At 41.4% G+C, this 15,976-nt stretch carries 17 protein-coding genes; 13 read left to right on the top strand and 4 right to left on the bottom strand.

The window, feature by feature from the left end:
• Positions 1–14: 14 nt before the first annotated feature.
• The 3 genes from ezrA (at position 15) to BSR19_RS07835 (ending at position 2,963) form a co-directional block, all read left to right on the top strand.
• Positions 15–1,739, top strand: coding sequence for a septation ring formation regulator EzrA (ezrA, locus tag BSR19_RS07845; protein ID WP_037601638.1), 1,725 nt, complete (start codon positions 15–17; stop codon positions 1,737–1,739).
• 111 nt (positions 1,740–1,850) lie between these two features.
• Positions 1,851–2,498 carry a phosphoserine phosphatase SerB gene (gene serB, locus BSR19_RS07840; protein WP_021143771.1) on the top strand — a complete coding sequence of 216 codons (648 nt, stop codon included), beginning with the start codon at positions 1,851–1,853 and terminating at the stop codon, positions 2,496–2,498.
• A 225-nt stretch (positions 2,499–2,723) separates the two neighbouring features.
• Complete coding sequence (locus BSR19_RS07835; RefSeq protein WP_156246960.1) at positions 2,724–2,963, top strand: hypothetical protein; 240 nt, start codon at positions 2,724–2,726, stop codon at positions 2,961–2,963.
• Positions 2,964–3,000: 37 nt separating this feature from the next.
• Here BSR19_RS07835 and BSR19_RS07830 read toward each other — a convergent pair whose 3' ends face one another.
• Positions 3,001–3,891, bottom strand: a complete 891-nt coding sequence (locus BSR19_RS07830) for a DMT family transporter (RefSeq protein ID WP_138261813.1) — start codon at positions 3,889–3,891, stop codon at positions 3,001–3,003.
• A 115-nt stretch (positions 3,892–4,006) separates the two neighbouring features.
• The gene (locus BSR19_RS07825) at positions 4,007–4,372 is read right to left on the bottom strand and encodes a hypothetical protein (RefSeq protein ID WP_038676574.1); all 366 of its coding nucleotides are present in this window, start codon (positions 4,370–4,372) and stop codon (positions 4,007–4,009) included.
• 246 nt (positions 4,373–4,618) lie between these two features.
• Here BSR19_RS07825 and BSR19_RS07820 point away from each other — a divergent pair, with 246 nt between their 5' ends.
• The 7 genes from BSR19_RS07820 to BSR19_RS07790 all read left to right on the top strand — a co-directional run bounded on the left by BSR19_RS07820 (position 4,619) and on the right by BSR19_RS07790 (position 9,124).
• Positions 4,619–4,984, top strand: coding sequence for an OsmC family protein (locus tag BSR19_RS07820; protein WP_156246959.1), 366 nt, complete (start codon positions 4,619–4,621; stop codon positions 4,982–4,984).
• A 93-nt stretch (positions 4,985–5,077) separates the two neighbouring features.
• The gene (locus tag BSR19_RS07815) at positions 5,078–5,461 is read left to right on the top strand and encodes a PaaI family thioesterase (RefSeq protein WP_156246958.1); all 384 of its coding nucleotides are present in this window, start codon (positions 5,078–5,080) and stop codon (positions 5,459–5,461) included.
• A gap of 13 nt (positions 5,462–5,474) precedes the next feature.
• Positions 5,475–6,449, top strand: a complete 975-nt coding sequence (locus tag BSR19_RS07810) for an effector binding domain-containing protein (RefSeq protein WP_156246957.1) — start codon at positions 5,475–5,477, stop codon at positions 6,447–6,449.
• Positions 6,450–7,181, top strand: coding sequence for a pseudouridine synthase (locus tag BSR19_RS07805; protein WP_084870195.1), 732 nt, complete (start codon positions 6,450–6,452; stop codon positions 7,179–7,181).
• Positions 7,182–7,262: 81 nt separating this feature from the next.
• Positions 7,263–7,391: a DUF4044 domain-containing protein gene (locus tag BSR19_RS07800; RefSeq protein WP_002884629.1), complete on the top strand. Its 129-nt coding sequence runs from the start codon at positions 7,263–7,265 to the stop codon at positions 7,389–7,391.
• A gap of 94 nt (positions 7,392–7,485) precedes the next feature.
• Entirely contained in the window at positions 7,486–8,799 is a 1,314-nt protein-coding gene (gene obgE / locus BSR19_RS07795; RefSeq protein ID WP_156246956.1) for a GTPase ObgE, read from the top strand.
• 127 nt (positions 8,800–8,926) lie between these two features.
• Positions 8,927–9,124 (top strand): hypothetical protein, encoded by a 198-nt coding sequence (locus BSR19_RS07790; RefSeq protein WP_002884415.1) that lies wholly within the window; start codon positions 8,927–8,929, stop codon positions 9,122–9,124.
• Positions 9,125–9,197: 73 nt separating this feature from the next.
• Here BSR19_RS07790 and BSR19_RS07785 read toward each other — a convergent pair whose 3' ends face one another.
• Both BSR19_RS07785 and BSR19_RS07780 read right to left on the bottom strand, forming a co-directional pair.
• Positions 9,198–9,938 carry an amino acid ABC transporter ATP-binding protein gene (locus BSR19_RS07785; protein ID WP_037601657.1) on the bottom strand — a complete coding sequence of 247 codons (741 nt, stop codon included), beginning with the start codon at positions 9,936–9,938 and terminating at the stop codon, positions 9,198–9,200.
• Positions 9,938–12,136 (bottom strand): ABC transporter substrate-binding protein/permease, encoded by a 2,199-nt coding sequence (locus tag BSR19_RS07780; RefSeq protein ID WP_048673755.1) that lies wholly within the window; start codon positions 12,134–12,136, stop codon positions 9,938–9,940. Before BSR19_RS07780 ends, BSR19_RS07785 begins: the two co-directional genes overlap by 1 nt.
• A gap of 199 nt (positions 12,137–12,335) precedes the next feature.
• Between BSR19_RS07780 and BSR19_RS07775 the strand changes: the two genes are divergently transcribed.
• From BSR19_RS07775 to uvrB, 3 genes are all read left to right on the top strand, one after another.
• Positions 12,336–13,271 carry a CPBP family intramembrane glutamic endopeptidase gene (locus BSR19_RS07775; protein ID WP_156246955.1) on the top strand — a complete coding sequence of 312 codons (936 nt, stop codon included), beginning with the start codon at positions 12,336–12,338 and terminating at the stop codon, positions 13,269–13,271.
• A 72-nt stretch (positions 13,272–13,343) separates the two neighbouring features.
• Entirely contained in the window at positions 13,344–13,964 is a 621-nt protein-coding gene (locus BSR19_RS07770; RefSeq protein WP_156246954.1) for a hypothetical protein, read from the top strand.
• Positions 13,954–15,945, top strand: a complete 1,992-nt coding sequence (gene uvrB, locus BSR19_RS07765) for an excinuclease ABC subunit UvrB (protein ID WP_156246953.1) — start codon at positions 13,954–13,956, stop codon at positions 15,943–15,945. Before BSR19_RS07770 ends, uvrB begins: the two co-directional genes overlap by 11 nt.
• Positions 15,946–15,976: the final 31 nt, after the last annotated feature.

Below are 15,976 nucleotides of genomic sequence, written 5' to 3'. Positions count from 1 at the left end.
ATTAAGGAGAAACTATGTCTAGCGGAATTGTTTTACTGATTGTAGTGGTAGTTATGCTCGTAATTATCGCTTACTTAGTCGGTATTCTTATTAGAAAACGAAATGATTCGCGGATTGCAGAGCTTGAAGAACGCAAGCAAAGATTATTTGACTTGCCAGTTAATGAAGAAATTGAAGAAGTCAAAAAGCTTCACTTGATTGGACAAAGTCAGACAACCTTCCGTGAATGGAATCAGAAATGGATAGATATCTCGACAAATTCATTCGCAGATATTGAAAATCATATTTTCGAAGCTGAAAATATGAACGATACCTTCCATTTCTTCAAGGCTAGTGGTGAAATTAATAACATTGAGAGTCAGTTGGATCTTGTGGAAGAAGACATCAAGTCTATCCGCGAGGCGCTCTCAACCTTGAAAGAACAAGAAGAAAAGAACAGTGCTCGTGTTAAGCATGCACTAGACTTGTACGAAGAGTTGCAAAACTCAATCGAGGAAAACTCTGATAATTTCGGTTCTACCATGACCGAAATCAATAAACAGCTTAAAAACATTGAAGCTGAGTTTGCAGAATTCGTGACGCTTAACTCATCAGGTGACCCTGTTGAGGCATCAAGTATCTTGGACCGTGCTGAAGAGCACACCATTGCATTGGGTCAAATTTCAGAGAAGATTCCTGCTATTGTAGCTAAGTTGGAAGATGATTTCCCAGATCAGTTGGATGATTTGGAGTCTGGCTACCGCAAGTTGATTGAGCAAAATTATCACTTCCCTGAAAAAAATATCGAACGTCGCTTCCAAGAAATTCGTGAAGCTATCCGTTCAAACTCAAGTGAGTTGGTTTCTCTTGATTTGGACCGTGCGGAAGAAGAAAACGCTGAGATTCAAGAAAAAATTGACAACTTGTATAGCATTTTCGAACGTGAAATTGCATCATACAAGGTTGTTATGCGTCAAAAGAAAATTTTGCCAGATTATCTCAAGCATGCTAAAGAAAACAACAAGAAACTTCAAGAAGAGCTTGAGCGTCTCATGTTGACTTATATCTTCGATGAAACTTATGCGGCAGATGTTCGTAGCTTTGCGTCTGATATTTCAGGTGTGGAGACAGCTGTGCTTCCAACCCTTGAAAACTTTGAAACTCAGGTGAAACCTTTCTCAGAACTTGAAAAGATCTTTGAAAAGAGTCTCAATACCTTGTCTGCTGTTGAAAATGGTCAGGTTGAGGTCTTTGAAAAACTTCAGGCTATTGAGAAAAACGAAGCTAAGGCACGTGAAGAGCTTGATGTTTATGTTAATAAATTGCATGTTATCAAACGTTACATGGAAAAACGTAACCTTCCAGGTATTCCTCAATCCTTCTTGAGTGTATTCTTCTCAACAAGTGCTCAAATTGAGGCCCTTATGGATGAACTCAGCCGTGGACGTATCAATATCGATGCGGTAATGCGTTTGACAGAAACATCTAAAAATGCCATTGATCATTTGGAAGAGACTGCCTACTTGGTTGTTCAAAATGCAACCTTGACTGAGCAACTCTTGCAATACTCAAACCGCTACCGTTCGTTTGAACCTGCTGTTCAAAGCAGCTTTGAACATGCGCTTAAATTGTTTGAAGTTGACCATGATTATGATGCATCTTTGGAAGAAATCTCTTACGCCTTGGAAACAGTTGAACCAGGTGTGACAGATCGTTTTGTATCATCTTACGAGAAGACACGCGAACAAATTCGTATGTAAGAGAAAGATTCTGGACTAGGGTCCAGAATTTTTTGTAAGATCCGTTTTTCATTTCATGTTAAAATTAAATCTAGTGAAGGCTTAGATAGGCATCAAAGAATCGAGGTAATTATGTCAGAAATTAAAGGTTTATTAGTTATGGACGTAGATTCAACGCTAGTCCAAGAAGAAGTTATCGATTTATTGGGAGAAGAAGCAGGCGTTGGTCAAGAAGTTGCTGAAATCACAGAGCGTGCCATGCGTGGAGAATTGGATTTTAGACAGGCCTTGAATGAGCGTGTAGCGACCCTCAAGGGATTGCCAGAGAGTATATTTGATAAGGTCTATGCTCGTATTCATTTCAACAAAGGAGCTAAGGAACTGGTGGATGAACTTCATGCCCGTGGTTTTAAGGTAGGCTTGGTTTCTGGAGGCTTCCATGAGACTGTGGATAGACTAGCAGCTGAAGCAGGAATCGATTATGTCAAGGCTAATCACCTAGAGGTGGTTGATGGTGTCTTAACTGGTAAGGTTTATGGTGAGATTGTTACCAAAGATGTCAAGGTAGCCAAACTCAAAGATTGGGCAGCAGAAAATGGTCTCGAACTCTCGCAAACCATTGCAATGGGTGACGGTGCCAATGATTTACCTATGATTAAGACAGCTGGTATTGGTATCGCCTTTTGTGCCAAACCAATTGTCCGTGAACAAGCGCCTTATCAAATCACAGAACCAGATTTGTATAAGGTAATTGAGATTTTGGATGAGGTTAAGAAATAGAACAGATAAAAAGAGTCCTTTGGATAATTCCAAGGGACTCTTAGTGCATCAAAAAAGCACCGAATCGGTGCCACTTTCTCAAGTTGAATACGGACTAAGCCTTATTTTTAACTTTGCTGTATTGTTTCGAATGGTTCCACTCTCTCTTTGTAACAATTTTTGGTTGACTTCTCCTCAAACTCATCCTATCATAGAGGAGTCTAGTATTGAAATGGGGGAAGAGACATGTTATACGAATATCCAGCGATTTTTCACACGATTGAGGAAGGTTATCAAATTAGTTTTCCTGACTTTGGTCGTAGCATTAGGGCAGATTCTTTGCCTCTTGCCATGACCAAAGCATCTGTGTTTTTATCACATATTATAAAGGGCTATGGAGATAAGCCTTTACCTGTGCCGACTGCGGTAAGTAGTATTCCTAATGAGGAAGAACTCGTCGTTTTGATTCAAACAGAGCTTGATTAAGACTAAAAAACTCTCGGAAGATTAATTCCCGAGAGTTTTAGGTTTTATTGGCCACATAGACGCCCAGGACGACTAAAATGCCTGCAAAAATTTGTAGCTGCGAGAAGGGTTCTCCTAAGACGACAACAGCAGCTAGAATTGAGATAATTGTCGAAATCCCAATAAAGGATGCTGTTCGGTTAACTCCGATATTTGCGATGGCAAAATTTGATAGCAGATAGCCCAGAACACTGCATCCCAAGCCTTGATAAAGGATGGTGATAGTGAATTTTGGATTGCTCACAGGGAGAAGCAAGAGCTCTTTCAAATCACCTGCTAGAAAGCCTTGGCTGAGTGCAAAGAGTCCAAATGTCAGGCAACCACTGGCAAGCATAAAATAGGTAATCTCAAGGCTACTAAATTGACTGGCTCTTTCGACATCAACGCAATAGAGGGCGTAGGAGACGACTGCTAGACCTAGAATCAAGTAGCCCACCAAGGAGAAGTGGGTAGAACCGCCAGCAGCAAAGACAGCTATGATGATACCGATGAGGGTTGTGATGACACCGACCACCTGCCAACGGCTAGGCCATTCTTTTAAAATAAGGCTAGACATGATAAGGGCAACGACTGGGATGCAGGCCAGAAAGGCCCCACTTTCAGAAGCCGTCGTCATACGAATGCCAATGGTTTCACAGATAAAATAGATTATCGGATTGAGGATGGCAATACGTGTCAGAGGTTTAAGATTTCTACCGTTAATGTTTATCCGACGTCGACTGATGAGAAAATAGAGATTGATAAAAAGGAAGGCTGTGACAAAGCGCCAAGAGATTAAAGCCAGGTCACTGACCTGTGCTGTAATAGATTTGGTAAAGATAAAACTGAGCCCAAAGAGAATCTCACAAGTCGCTGCAGCCAAACATCCCAAGACGATTTTATTTTTCATTGTCTCACCTCCTGAATTTGGATTTCCACGCCTATTATAGCACTTTCAGGAAGCGTTTACATCAATCTAAATCTAAAAAATAGACTAGCAGAAGAGCTAGCCTTTTTTATCTTATTTAGTTACCAATTGAGACAGTCCCGTCTGATCCAACTTTGACATTTGTACCGTCTTGGCTATTAACGTCGACTGAGCCATCTTGACCAACTGTTGCGCTGTTACCTTCGCTATCGTTGGCTTCGACAGTATTATTACCGTTTGTTTTTGCTGAGTTACCGTTTCCATCGCTGACCTCAGTTGATCCGTCTTTGTTGACTTTTACTGAAGCACTTGAATCAGTTGAAGAAGATTCTTTGGTCACCTTACTTGATGATGGTGCTGAAGATGACGAGTCAGTTTTGTCTTTAGAGTTGCCACATGCTGCTAAGGTCAACAAGGCAAGAACTGAGACAGAGGCTAAAGTTAATTTAGAAAATGTTTTCATAATAGTCTCCCTTTTTTCTTAGTAAATTCATTTTAAATGAAAAAACGAAATTTTAAAAGCGCTTCCAGTTGTTTTTACCCAACTGTAATCCCTCGGTAATATCAGTGTTGTACAAGGTTAATCTATTGGAAAATAAGAGCTAAAAGCCCTTACGCTTTTTCTTCTTTTGATAGATATTTCAAAGCGTTCAGCTCGGTCCTTAAGGCTCTCTTTGTTATAATAATAAAAAAAGATTGAGGTGATATGATGTATCAAACAACAATTAAAGGTGACAAACGTTTCCATTCGTTTTCAGAGGGTTATGGAGCACCTGTGGAACTTTTTGGCTACACGGAAGATGGGGAAACACCGATGAGCTTGGTGAATATTGCCTTGGCTTCCTGTGTGACCATGTGTCTACAGAGTTATTTTGCCAAGTATCAGGGAATCGAGGAGCTTGCTATTCAGGTTGATTCCAACTATGAAGAAGGGCATTTCACCCTTGCCATTCATTTACCTGAGGATTTGATTTTGGAAAATGAGCAAGAACTCTTGGCTTTTGTGGATAATTTTTGCCGAGTGAAGAAGCTCTTTCGTGAAGATATTCAGGTTGATATTAGCTTAGCCAAATAAGCTTACTATCCTTTATGAACTTCGTGTTATACTAGTAGATAAAGACGTGTCATTTCACTAGGTGTGGAATGAGCAACAATAGGAGGGCTTGCTATGCAAGACAAACTACATGAAATCCGTGTGTTTGAGAATTTTCAAGAAGAACTATTTGAAACGGGACATGTCATCGTGACAACTAAGGTGGTTGAGAAGTCCCTGAATTATTTTGGTAATGCTCACGGGGGGTATTTGTTTACGCTTTGTGATCAGGTCGCAGGGCTCGTGGCCATTTCAACAGGCGACTATGCGGTGACGCTTCAGTCTAATATCAATTATCTCAAGGCAGGGCATTTGTCTGACCAACTCAAGATTGAAGGCCTGTGTGTTCATAATGGTAAGACGACTAAGGTGGTGGAAGTTGTCGTTACTAATCAGGAAGAGAAAATCCTTACAAGGGCTACATTTACCATGTATGTGACAGGCTCGGTCGAGGAATAAAAAAGGAGCGTTTATGTCAGATTTTCAAACCATGGATGACTTTGCGGTCTTTGTTAATGACTACCTGACACCAGACCAATTGAGCGTTCAAGCCTATTCTTATGCGTCAGACCAGCAGGAGCTCTCTCTTCTTGTGACCATTGATGATTATGAGATGATGTGTCGTTGGCATGCTGTCTGGACTTTTTCAGGGTTACACCAGGCCTTCTTCCAGTCTGTAATGGACTCGGCTAACAGCTTTTCTATTGATAGTGATAGCTTGGCTATGAAGGTGCGTGTAAGGGATCAGGAGCTCTTGTTTCAGGCAAAGGGGCTTGAGATGGTGGTTGTCGATTTGCCTGAGCCCCTTTTTCGTTTAGCTGATGTGTCTTTTAACGAAGGGGGAAAACGCTTTACCTACCTTTGTGAAGATCAAAGTGTTACAGCAGAAGATTGGGTCTTGGTTCCTATAGGTTCTGGTAATGCTGAAAAAGAAGCATTTGTAGAAAAGATTTCCTATGTCCTAGCGGATGAGATTCCAGTTGAACTGACAAAACTGAAAAAGGTGATTCAAAAGCTGGATTTAGTAACCGTTCGTTATGATGTGAAGGTTGTTCGAAAGGGATTTTTGAGTTTTTCAGGGATGGCTTTTGAAGGCGAGGAACTAGGTAAGCCAACAGACTTCCTTTGGGTGTCCTTTTTGGCAGAACAAGATGATTTGGCTGTTCCTACCTATGGTATTCGGATCAATGATGGTAGTCGCAAGACTTATGTAACGGCCTTGGCTGGTGAGGATGATAGTATGGAAATGATTGCTCTTGCACCGGCTACTTATGCAGTTTTTAAACTTAGAGGGCCTGCAACAGCAGCTGTTTGGGAGAGTTTTCATTATGCTAAGAAACATTTTGAAATGATTGATCAGCCAACTGTAGAGGTTTATCCACCAGGGAATCGTCAGGCTGAAGATTATGAGATGGAAGTTTGGATTCCAATAAAGGAGGAAGTATAGATGCGTCTGGATAAGTTTTTGGTTGATTGTGGTGTTGGTAGTCGCAGTCAAGTCAAGACCTTTCTCAAAAAGAAGCAAGTGACCGTAAATGGTCAGGTGGAGACGTCGCCCAAGACTCAGATTGATGAGAATCAAGACCAGATTGCTTTTCAAGGTCAAGCATTAACACACGAGACCTTTGTTTACTATCTTTTAAATAAGCCTCAGGGTGTCATTTCAGCGACGGAGGATGCTCGTCACAAGACAGTGCTTGATTTACTGGATGATACAGCTAGACATAAGCAGGTCTTTCCTGTTGGACGTTTGGATATTGATACTCACGGTCTCCTGCTTTTGACCAATAATGGCGATTTAGCTCACGCTATGCTGTCTCCAAAGAAACATGTTGATAAGATTTATCGGGTTAAGGTTGATGGAATCATGGATCAGGAGGATATTCTGGCTTTTGAAAAAGGAATTGAACTCAAAGATCACACTTGCCAACCAGCTAAACTAGAGATTATTTCAGTAGATAGGGCTATTGGGACTAGCCTGGTTCAGATTACCATTGCTGAAGGGAAATTTCATCAGGTTAAGCGTATGGTAGCAGCTTGTGGTAAGGAAGTGACAGAGTTACAACGTCTAAGTATGGGGCCTTTAAGCCTGCCCAATGATTTAGAAGTCGGTGCTTGGCGACGTTTGACCGAGGAGGAGTTGGAAGCTTTAACGGTTTTTGGAATTCCTTTGGCTTAAGCTAGTCTAAGAGTTGCGAAATAGGCAGATTTTTGTTACTATTATTGTGAAATATTAGAAGAAAAAACGAGGTAAATTCAAGTGGCATTTGGAGATAACGGACCACGTAAGAAATCATTTTTTGAACGTCTAACAGTATTGGTCGTTTTGATTATGCTATTAGTAACAGTTGGGGCATTGATTTTCCAAGCAGTCGCAGCTGTCCTTTAAGACGCTATCAAGCGTTTTTTTGTGTATGTCGGAAATTCTTTCGTTTGTGATTGAATTTGTACATGGCATACAAATCAGAAAGAGAGAAATAGAGATGAGTATGTTTTTAGATACAGCCAAGATTAGTGTCAAAGCTGGTCGTGGTGGTGACGGGATGGTTGCCTTCCGTCGTGAGAAATATGTACCCAATGGCGGTCCTTGGGGCGGTGACGGTGGTAAGGGTGGCTCAGTCATTTTCAAAGTTGACGAAGGCTTACGTACCCTTATGGATTTCCGTTATAATCGTAAATTCAAGGCTAAGAATGGCGAAAAAGGGATGACTAAGGGAATGCACGGTCGAGGTGCTGAAGACCTCATCGTTAGTATCCCGCCTGGTACAACGGTGCGTGATGCTGAGACAGGCAAGGTTATTACTGATATGGTTGAGGATGGCCAAGAGTTTGTCGTTGCTCACGGTGGACGTGGTGGACGTGGAAATATCCGTTTTGCGACACCTCGTAACCCTGCTCCCGAAATCGCTGAAAATGGTGAACCAGGTGAAGAACGTGAACTTCAATTGGAATTGAAGATTTTGGCGGATGTTGGTTTGGTTGGTTTCCCATCCGTTGGTAAATCAACGATTCTCAGTGTGGTAACAGCAGCAAAACCAAAGATTGGTGCCTATCACTTTACGACAATTGTTCCTAACTTGGGGATGGTTCGTACGAAGTCAGGTGAGAGCTTTGCCTTGGCTGACCTTCCAGGGTTGATTGAGGGGGCTAGCCAGGGTGTTGGTTTGGGAACACAGTTCCTTCGCCACATTGAGCGTACACGTGTTATCCTTCATGTGATTGATATGTCAGCAAGTGAAGGGCGTGATCCTTACGAGGATTATCTTCAAATTAACAAAGAGTTGGAAACTTACAACCTTCGCTTGATGGAACGTCCACAAATTATTGTGGCTAATAAGATGGACATGCCTGGGGCTGAGGAAAACTTGAAAGAGTTTAAGGAAAAATTGGCTGCTAACTATGATGAATTTGATGAGTTACCACAAATTTTCCCAATTTCAAGTTTGGCTCACCAAGGTTTGGAAAATCTCTTGGAAGCTACTGCAGAGTTGCTTGATGAGACTGATGAATTCTTGCTTTATAGCGAAGACGATATGGAACAAGAAGAAGTGTACTACGGCTTTAACGAGGATGAACGTCCATTTGAAATTAGCCGTGACGACGATGCCTCATGGGTACTTTCTGGTGAGAAACTTGAAAAACTCTTTGTCATGACTAACATGGAACGTGACGAATCTATCATGAAATTTGCACGTCAATTGCGTGGTATGGGAGTTGATGAAGCGCTTCGTGAACGTGGTGCTAAGGATGGCGACATCGTTCGTATCGGTAACTTCGAGTTTGAGTTTGTGGATTGACGTTGAAAGACTCTCTAAGTGCTGAAGCACAAGATAGTCTAGGCCAGTCGCTATGGCGGTCTGCCAAGCAACCTTACTAACTACGTGAAGTTGGTGAATATTAAAATATTGAAATAAGAGGTTTACAATGGGAGATAAACCGATATCCTTTAGGGATAAAGATGGAAATTTTGTTTCTGCGGCCGATGTTTGGAATCCAAAGAAACTTGAAGAACTCTTTACGCGCTTAAATCCTAACCGAAAACTCCGTCTTGAGCGTGAACGCTTGGCAAGGGAAGAAGCAGCAAAACACCCTGAATTAAATGAAGAAACAGAGCAAGTCTAGCACTTGCTCTGTTTTTCTTATCCAAAATGGCAATCAAAAACAGCTACTTCAGTCGAAGTAGCTGTTTTAATGATTAGGCGTTTAGAACCTTGTCCAAGAATTCTTTCAAACGTGGGTGTTGTGGGTTATCAAAGATTTGATCTGGAGTACCATCTTCGAGGAACTCACCGTCCGCAGTAAAGATTACTCGGTTGGCAACTTGACGGGCAAATCCCATTTCGTGAGTAACGATAATCATGGTCATACCTTGCTCTGCCAATTCTTTCATAACGTTAAGAACGTCTCCGACCATTTCGGGGTCAAGGGCAGAAGTAGGTTCGTCAAAGAGCATGATATCAGGATTCATTGCCAAACCACGTGCAATTGCCACACGTTGTTTTTGTCCACCTGACAAGCTATCAGGTGTAGCATCGGCTTTGTCAGCAAGTCCAACACGATCAAGAAGATCCATAGCTAATTTATCAGCTTCTTCCTTGTTCATACGTCCAAGTTCAACAGGTGCAAATGTTACGTTTTCAAGGACTGTCATGTGTGGGAAGAGGTTGAAATGTTGGAAGACCATCCCGATATTTTCACGGGCTTTGTCAAGGTCTGTCTTAGGGTCTGATAATTCATAGCCATCAACGACTACTTTACCAGATGTCACTGTCTCAAGTAGGTTAAGGGTACGAAGGAAGGTTGATTTACCTGAACCTGAAGGACCGATGATACATACAACGTCACCTTCGTAGAATTTGGCGTCAATGCCTTTAAGGACTTCATTGTCGCCGTATGATTTGTGCAAGTCCTGCACATCGATTTTCAATTCAGCCATTATTTAAGTCTCTTTTCTAGTCGTTTAGCCAATTTCGTCAAGCATGTGATGATGACCAAGTAAAGGATGGCCAAGATCGCATACATACGGAATGATTGGTAGTTACGAGCAATGATGATTTTACCAGTTTGGAAGAGTTCAACCAAACCGATAGCGGATACGATAGTCGTATCTTTCAATGAGATAACAAATTGGTTGATGAAGTTTGGCAACATCAAGCGAACCGCCTGTGGCAAGATGACCTTACGCATTGTTGTATTGTAAGGAACACCCAAGCTTCGGCTGGCTTCCATCTGACCAATTGGGACAGCTTCGATACCACCACGTACAATTTCGGCAATGTAAGCACCACCGTTAAGTGAGAGGGCGATTGTTGCTGCCACGAAGTCATTGATTGGTGACTGGTGACCAGTGATATTTTCAATCAAGTTAGGAATACCCCAGTAGATGAAGGCTGCAACGATCATCAATGGGATACCACGAACCACGTCAACAAAGACTTGTGAAATCACACGAAGTGTCTTGTTTGGTGCAACTGCCATCATACCGAAGATAACACCGATAATCATGGCAATAGCAAATGAAAGAAGGGTCAAACCAAGGGTAATTCCAAGACCTTGGAGAAGTTGTTTGTAGTTGTTTTTAATCAAGCCTACAATGGTTGTTTCATCGGTAGCTTTTTTTGTGCTTCCTTCTTTTGATTTGTTGCTATCGAGGTATTTATTGATAATCTTATCGTAAGTACCATCTTTAACGATAGCAGCTAAACCATTGTTGAACATTTCAATCAACTCAGGATTAGCACCTTTTTTAACAGCAAAGCCGACTTCACCAGTAGCAATACCTTCAATTGGTGTTGTAAAGTTACGCCCTTGTTGGATAGCGTATAGAAGAACGGCTTCATCATCCATAAGAGCATCGATTGAACCAGAGTTCAAGCTGTCGTACATAGTAGAAGCTTCATCGTAAGCACGAACAGTAAAGCCATATTCACCAGCATGGTCTTCCAACCATGAGTAAGATGACGTACCATTTTTAGCTCCTACAGTCTTACCTTTGAGATCCTTGTAAGATTTAACCTTACTTCCTTTAGCTACAGCCAAACGAATGTTTGATGTGTAGTAAGGATCTGAGAAGTCAAAGATTTGTTTACGAGCATCAGTGATGGTCATACCAGCCAATACGGCATCAGCTTGGCTAGATTGTACAGCATTAAGTGATGCATCGAAACCAGGGTTTGTCAATTTGACATTGAAACCTTGGTTTTTAGCAATGGCATTGATGATATCGACATCGATACCTACATATTTACCTGAACCATTTTGATATTCGAATGGAGCAAAAGATGAGTCCATTGAGATAGTGTAGGTTTCCTTAGCAGGAGTGGCTTTTGCGTTGGCATCACCAGTCAATTTAAGATCTGCTGAAGGTTTTGATGAAGAAGATTTTGATGAGTCACCCAACCATTTGTTCATGATTTTGTCGTAGGTGCCGTCATTCTTCATTTCCTTAAGAGCTTCGTTGAAATCTTTGATAAGATCTTCGTGTTTTCCACCTTTTTTAACAGCGAAAGCGAAGCTACCGATAGATTCAGGCTTAATGTTGATAGCGTAGTCTTTTCCTTGACCAATAGCGTATTTAACAACTGGTGTGTCGTCCATAGCTGCATCAACAGAACCAGAATCCAAGCTGTTGTTCATCAAGTCGCTAGTGTCAAAAGTTTTAACAGTGAAACCATATTTGCTAGCATTTTTATCAAGCCAAGTTTGAGAAGCGGTACCGTTTTTAACACCGACTGTTTTACCCTTCAATTGTTTGTAGTCGCTGACTTTATCGCTACTACGTGTGTAGATAACAATTGAGGTGTCGTAATAAGTGTCTGAGAAAGTAAAGACCTTCTTACGTGCGTCGGTAACAGTAGTACCGGCCATAAGGGCGTCAGCTTGGCCTGATTGAACAGCATTGACAGCTGCATCGAAACCAGGGAAGGTTTGGTTAACGTCCCAATTTTTACGTTTGGCAACTTCGTTGATGATATCAACGTCGATACCCTTGTAGGTCTGATCAGAATCTTTGAATTCAAATGGGGCATAGGCTGTGTCTGAAACGACTGAGATAGTCTCGGCAGATACCTTTGCTCCGAAAACAAAGAAAACTGACATGACACTCAAGAAGAGTGTCAGAAGTTTTTTCTTCATTATAAAAAGTCTCCTTTATAAAATACCTTCCTATTCTATCAAAAAAAGGTCTTGTTATCAAACTTCTTAGAGTTTGATGTTAGGAAATATAACAAAGTTCGTTAGATATGAGAAGAGTTTTAGAAGAATTTGACAAGCTTGTGTCAATTAGTTACACTGTAATCGAATACATGTAAGATTTGTTACAGGAGCTAAAAAAATGAAGAAACGTATGCTTGAGAAATATACTAGCCTATATGATAAAGTCCCAAGTTGGCTGATGATTATGCTGTCCTGTTTTATTGCCTTTGGTTATTTCCTTATAAGTGGATTTCTATCAGGGATTGTTGTGGGAATTCCAATGGCTATTGTTCTTTCGTTCCTAGTATTAAATGGCAACATTCAGTTCCAGGATACACATTCGATTTACTATAAAATATTTTCAACCTTGTATTTTCAGTTGGGAGCCTTTGCCTTTACTGCCTTAGCTATCTTTTTCTGGGTTAAAGTTGTTGAAAAACGTCCCATTCGTACACTTGGATTTTTTAAGGGGCATATTTGGTTGAACTTGCTTAAGGGGTGGGGATTTGGGACTTTACTCTTGTTAGTTAGTTTCCTTGGGACTTATTTACTAGGCGGTTTAGAATTTGTGAAGGTAGACTTTTCGCAGAAAACCCTCTTATACATACTTTCCCTAATACCTTTCTGGTTTATCCAAGGTGGAACCGAGGAACTGGTGACACGTGGTTGGTTGCTTCAGACGGTGACTAATAGATTGAACCTTTCTTGGGGAATTGCTATTTCAAGTTCTCTCTTTTCAATGCTACACTTGGGAAATCAAGGAGTTACCGCCTTGTCTCTCATCAGTATTGTTTTAGTGGGTGTTCTCATGGCTCTTTACATGCTCAAGACAGATAATATCTGGGGTGTTGCTGCCCTTCACGGTGCTTGGAACTTCGCGCAAGGAAATCTAGTTGGCGTGTCAGTTAGTGGACAGAATGCAGGCGGCAGCTTATTGCACTTTCAGGCCAGGTCAGGTGTACCTGATTGGTTGTCAGGTGGTGCCTTTGGCCTAGAAGGGAATATCGTTACCTGTGTGGTTCTGGTGGTAGGTATCATCATTCTTCGATTACAATTAAAGAAAGAAAACTTTTAAGGCTGAGTTCTAAAGACTCGGTCTTTTTACTTCTATGTTAAAATAGAAGTAAAGTTTGTAAAAGAGGAAGAGATGATAGTTAAGATTGAGCAAGGTATGATTTGGGTACAGATTGTCTATGGACTTATACTTCTTATCGCTTCCATCGGTTTATTCTGTTGTTTTCTTATAGATGATTATCGTTTTGGGAATTTTGTGGATAACTGTGTTGCCTTCCTCGTTTTACTAATATTTCTTCATGCTCTGATTAATTTAGTTGACGGTATTGTGAGACTTAAAGGTCATAAAAAAATATTGGAAATTAACAATGATACCTTTATTTATTATGGAAGGTTATGTGGACGGGTCACCTTTGAGATTCCGCTGTCTGAGATTGACTTGGTTATGAAGGATTGGTCAACGCCAATGGATGATGCCAAACACTCATCAACTATATACTATATCCTAAAACGTATCTATGATTTCGGGAATATAAGGTCTTGGGAAAGGAAGAGGTATAGAGTTTTATACATTTTTTTCAAAGATAGTAAAACGGCCTTGAAATATGATAAAAAACTCGGTTATCAGACACGAAGAAAGCGCAAATACGTTGCTGAGACACGAATGATACATATTCCCATCACTAGTGGAGAATTTTTCTCCGACCAAGAGATGAATGATTACATAAATGAAAGGAAAAACCATGATAGATAGAAAAGAAGACAACCAATTTCATTTGGTTTCTAAATATGAACCTTCTGGGGACCAACCTCAGGCCATTGAAGCCTTGGTTGATAATATTGAAGGTGGGGAGAAGGCTCAAATCCTAAAGGGAGCGACAGGGACAGGTAAGACCTATACCATGAGTCAGGTCATCCAGCGCGTGAATAAACCAACCTTGGTTATCGCCCATAATAAAACTTTGGCAGGTCAGCTTTACGGAGAATTCAAGGAGTTTTTCCCAGACAATGCTGTAGAATACTTCGTTTCCTACTATGATTTCTACCAGCCAGAGGCCTATGTGCCATCATCAGATACCTATATCGAAAAAGATAGCTCTGTAAACGATGAAATTGATAAGCTACGACACTCAGCAACGTCGGCCCTCCTTGAGCGTAATGATGTTATCGTTGTGGCTTCTGTTTCTTGTATTTACGGTTTGGGTTCGCCTAAAGAATATGCTGATTCAGCAGTCAGCCTTCGACCAGGTCAAGAGATTTCTCGAGATAAGTTGCTCAATGACCTAGTTGATATCCAGTTTGAGCGAAATGACATTGATTTCCAACGTGGGAAATTCCGTGTACGCGGTGATGTGGTCGAGATTTTCCCGGCTAGCCGTGATGAACATGCCTTTCGTGTCGAATTTTTCGGTGATGAGATTGACCGCATCTGTGAGATTGAGAGTCTGACAGGACGCAATCTAGGTGAAGTTGAGCACCTTGTTCTTTTCCCCGCGACTCACTTTATGACCAATGAAGAGCATATGGAAGAAGCCATCCAGAATATTATGGAAGAGATGGAAGCTCAGGTTAAGCAATTTGAAGCTGAGGGTAAGCTCATCGAGGCTCAACGTATCCGCCAAAGGACAGAATACGATGTTGAAATGCTTCGTGAGATGGGCTACACCAATGGTGTTGAAAACTACTCACGACACATGGATGGTCGTAAAGAAGGCGAGCCACCTTTCACCTTGCTTGATTTCTTCCCAGAAGATTTCCTCATAATGATTGATGAAAGCCACATGACCATGGGTCAGATTAAGGGAATGTATAACGGGGACCAAGCTCGTAAGAAGATGTTGGTTGATTACGGTTTCCGTTTGCCATCGGCACTTGATAACCGTCCCCTTCGACGTGAAGAATTTGAGAGTCATGTTCATCAGATTGTCTATGTGTCTGCTACTCCAGGTGACTATGAGATGGAGCAAACTGAGACTGTCGTTGAGCAAATTATCCGTCCGACAGGGCTTCTTGATCCAGAAGTCGAAGTTCGTCCAACCATGGGACAAATGGATGACCTCCTCGGTGAAATCAATGCTCGTACTGAAAAAGGCGAGCGTGTCTTTGTAACCACTTTGACTAAGAAGATGGCTGAAGACTTGACTGACTATCTCAAGGAAATGGGTGTCAAGGTCAAATACATGCACTCTGACATTAAGACTCTAGAGCGTACTGAGATTATCCGTGACCTACGTTTGGGTGTCTTTGATGTTCTTATCGGTATTAACCTTCTCCGTGAGGGGATTGACGTTCCTGAAGTTAGTCTGGTTGCTATTTTGGATGCTGATAAGGAAGGCTTCCTTCGTAATGAACGTGGACTTATCCAAACAATCGGACGTGCTGCCCGAAATAGTGAGGGGCACGTTATCATGTATGCGGATAAGATTACAGAGTCTATGCAGAAGGCCATGGATGAAACAGCTCGTCGTCGTGAAATCCAGATGGCCTATAATAAGGAGCATGGCATTGTTCCACAAACGATTAAGAAAGAAATTCGTGACCTTATTTCTATTACCAAGGCTAATGAAGCAGAAGTGGCAGAAGATACTGTGGACTACAGTGCCATGAACAAGAAAGAACGCCAAGAAGCCATCAAGAAACTTCAAAAGCAAATGCACGAAGCGGCAGAACTGCTTGACTTCGAGTTGGCGGCTCAAATCCGTGATATGGTTCTTGAGCTGAAGAGTATGGATTAAGGCTAGTTACATCACTTAGGCAATATAAGTA

The sequence above is a fragment of the Streptococcus salivarius genome, assembly GCF_009738225.1.
Classification (GTDB): Bacteria; Bacillota; Bacilli; order Lactobacillales; family Streptococcaceae; genus Streptococcus.
Note: the sequence above shows the minus strand (reverse complement) of the source record. Positions and strands in the feature narration are given on the sequence as shown.

Excerpts from the sequence above, each read along its gene's own strand:
- ezrA (WP_037601638.1), top strand. The coding sequence starts at position 15 with ATGTCTAGCGGAATTGTTTTACTGATTGTAGTGGTAGTTATGCTCGTA.
- serB (WP_021143771.1), top strand. The coding sequence starts at position 1,851 with ATGTCAGAAATTAAAGGTTTATTAGTTATGGACGTAGATTCAACGCTA.
- BSR19_RS07835 (WP_156246960.1), top strand. The coding sequence starts at position 2,724 with ATGTTATACGAATATCCAGCGATTTTTCACACGATTGAGGAAGGTTAT.
- BSR19_RS07830 (WP_138261813.1), bottom strand. The coding sequence starts at position 3,891 with ATGAAAAATAAAATCGTCTTGGGATGTTTGGCTGCAGCGACTTGTGAG.
- BSR19_RS07825 (WP_038676574.1), bottom strand. The coding sequence starts at position 4,372 with ATGAAAACATTTTCTAAATTAACTTTAGCCTCTGTCTCAGTTCTTGCC.
- BSR19_RS07820 (WP_156246959.1), top strand. The coding sequence starts at position 4,619 with ATGTATCAAACAACAATTAAAGGTGACAAACGTTTCCATTCGTTTTCA.
- BSR19_RS07815 (WP_156246958.1), top strand. The coding sequence starts at position 5,078 with ATGCAAGACAAACTACATGAAATCCGTGTGTTTGAGAATTTTCAAGAA.
- BSR19_RS07810 (WP_156246957.1), top strand. The coding sequence starts at position 5,475 with ATGTCAGATTTTCAAACCATGGATGACTTTGCGGTCTTTGTTAATGAC.
- BSR19_RS07805 (WP_084870195.1), top strand. The coding sequence starts at position 6,450 with ATGCGTCTGGATAAGTTTTTGGTTGATTGTGGTGTTGGTAGTCGCAGT.
- obgE (WP_156246956.1), top strand. The coding sequence starts at position 7,486 with ATGAGTATGTTTTTAGATACAGCCAAGATTAGTGTCAAAGCTGGTCGT.
- BSR19_RS07790 (WP_002884415.1), top strand. The coding sequence starts at position 8,927 with ATGGGAGATAAACCGATATCCTTTAGGGATAAAGATGGAAATTTTGTT.
- BSR19_RS07785 (WP_037601657.1), bottom strand. The coding sequence starts at position 9,938 with ATGGCTGAATTGAAAATCGATGTGCAGGACTTGCACAAATCATACGGC.
- BSR19_RS07780 (WP_048673755.1), bottom strand. The coding sequence starts at position 12,136 with ATGAAGAAAAAACTTCTGACACTCTTCTTGAGTGTCATGTCAGTTTTC.
- BSR19_RS07775 (WP_156246955.1), top strand. The coding sequence starts at position 12,336 with ATGAAGAAACGTATGCTTGAGAAATATACTAGCCTATATGATAAAGTC.
- BSR19_RS07770 (WP_156246954.1), top strand. The coding sequence starts at position 13,344 with ATGATAGTTAAGATTGAGCAAGGTATGATTTGGGTACAGATTGTCTAT.
- uvrB (WP_156246953.1), top strand. The coding sequence starts at position 13,954 with ATGATAGATAGAAAAGAAGACAACCAATTTCATTTGGTTTCTAAATAT.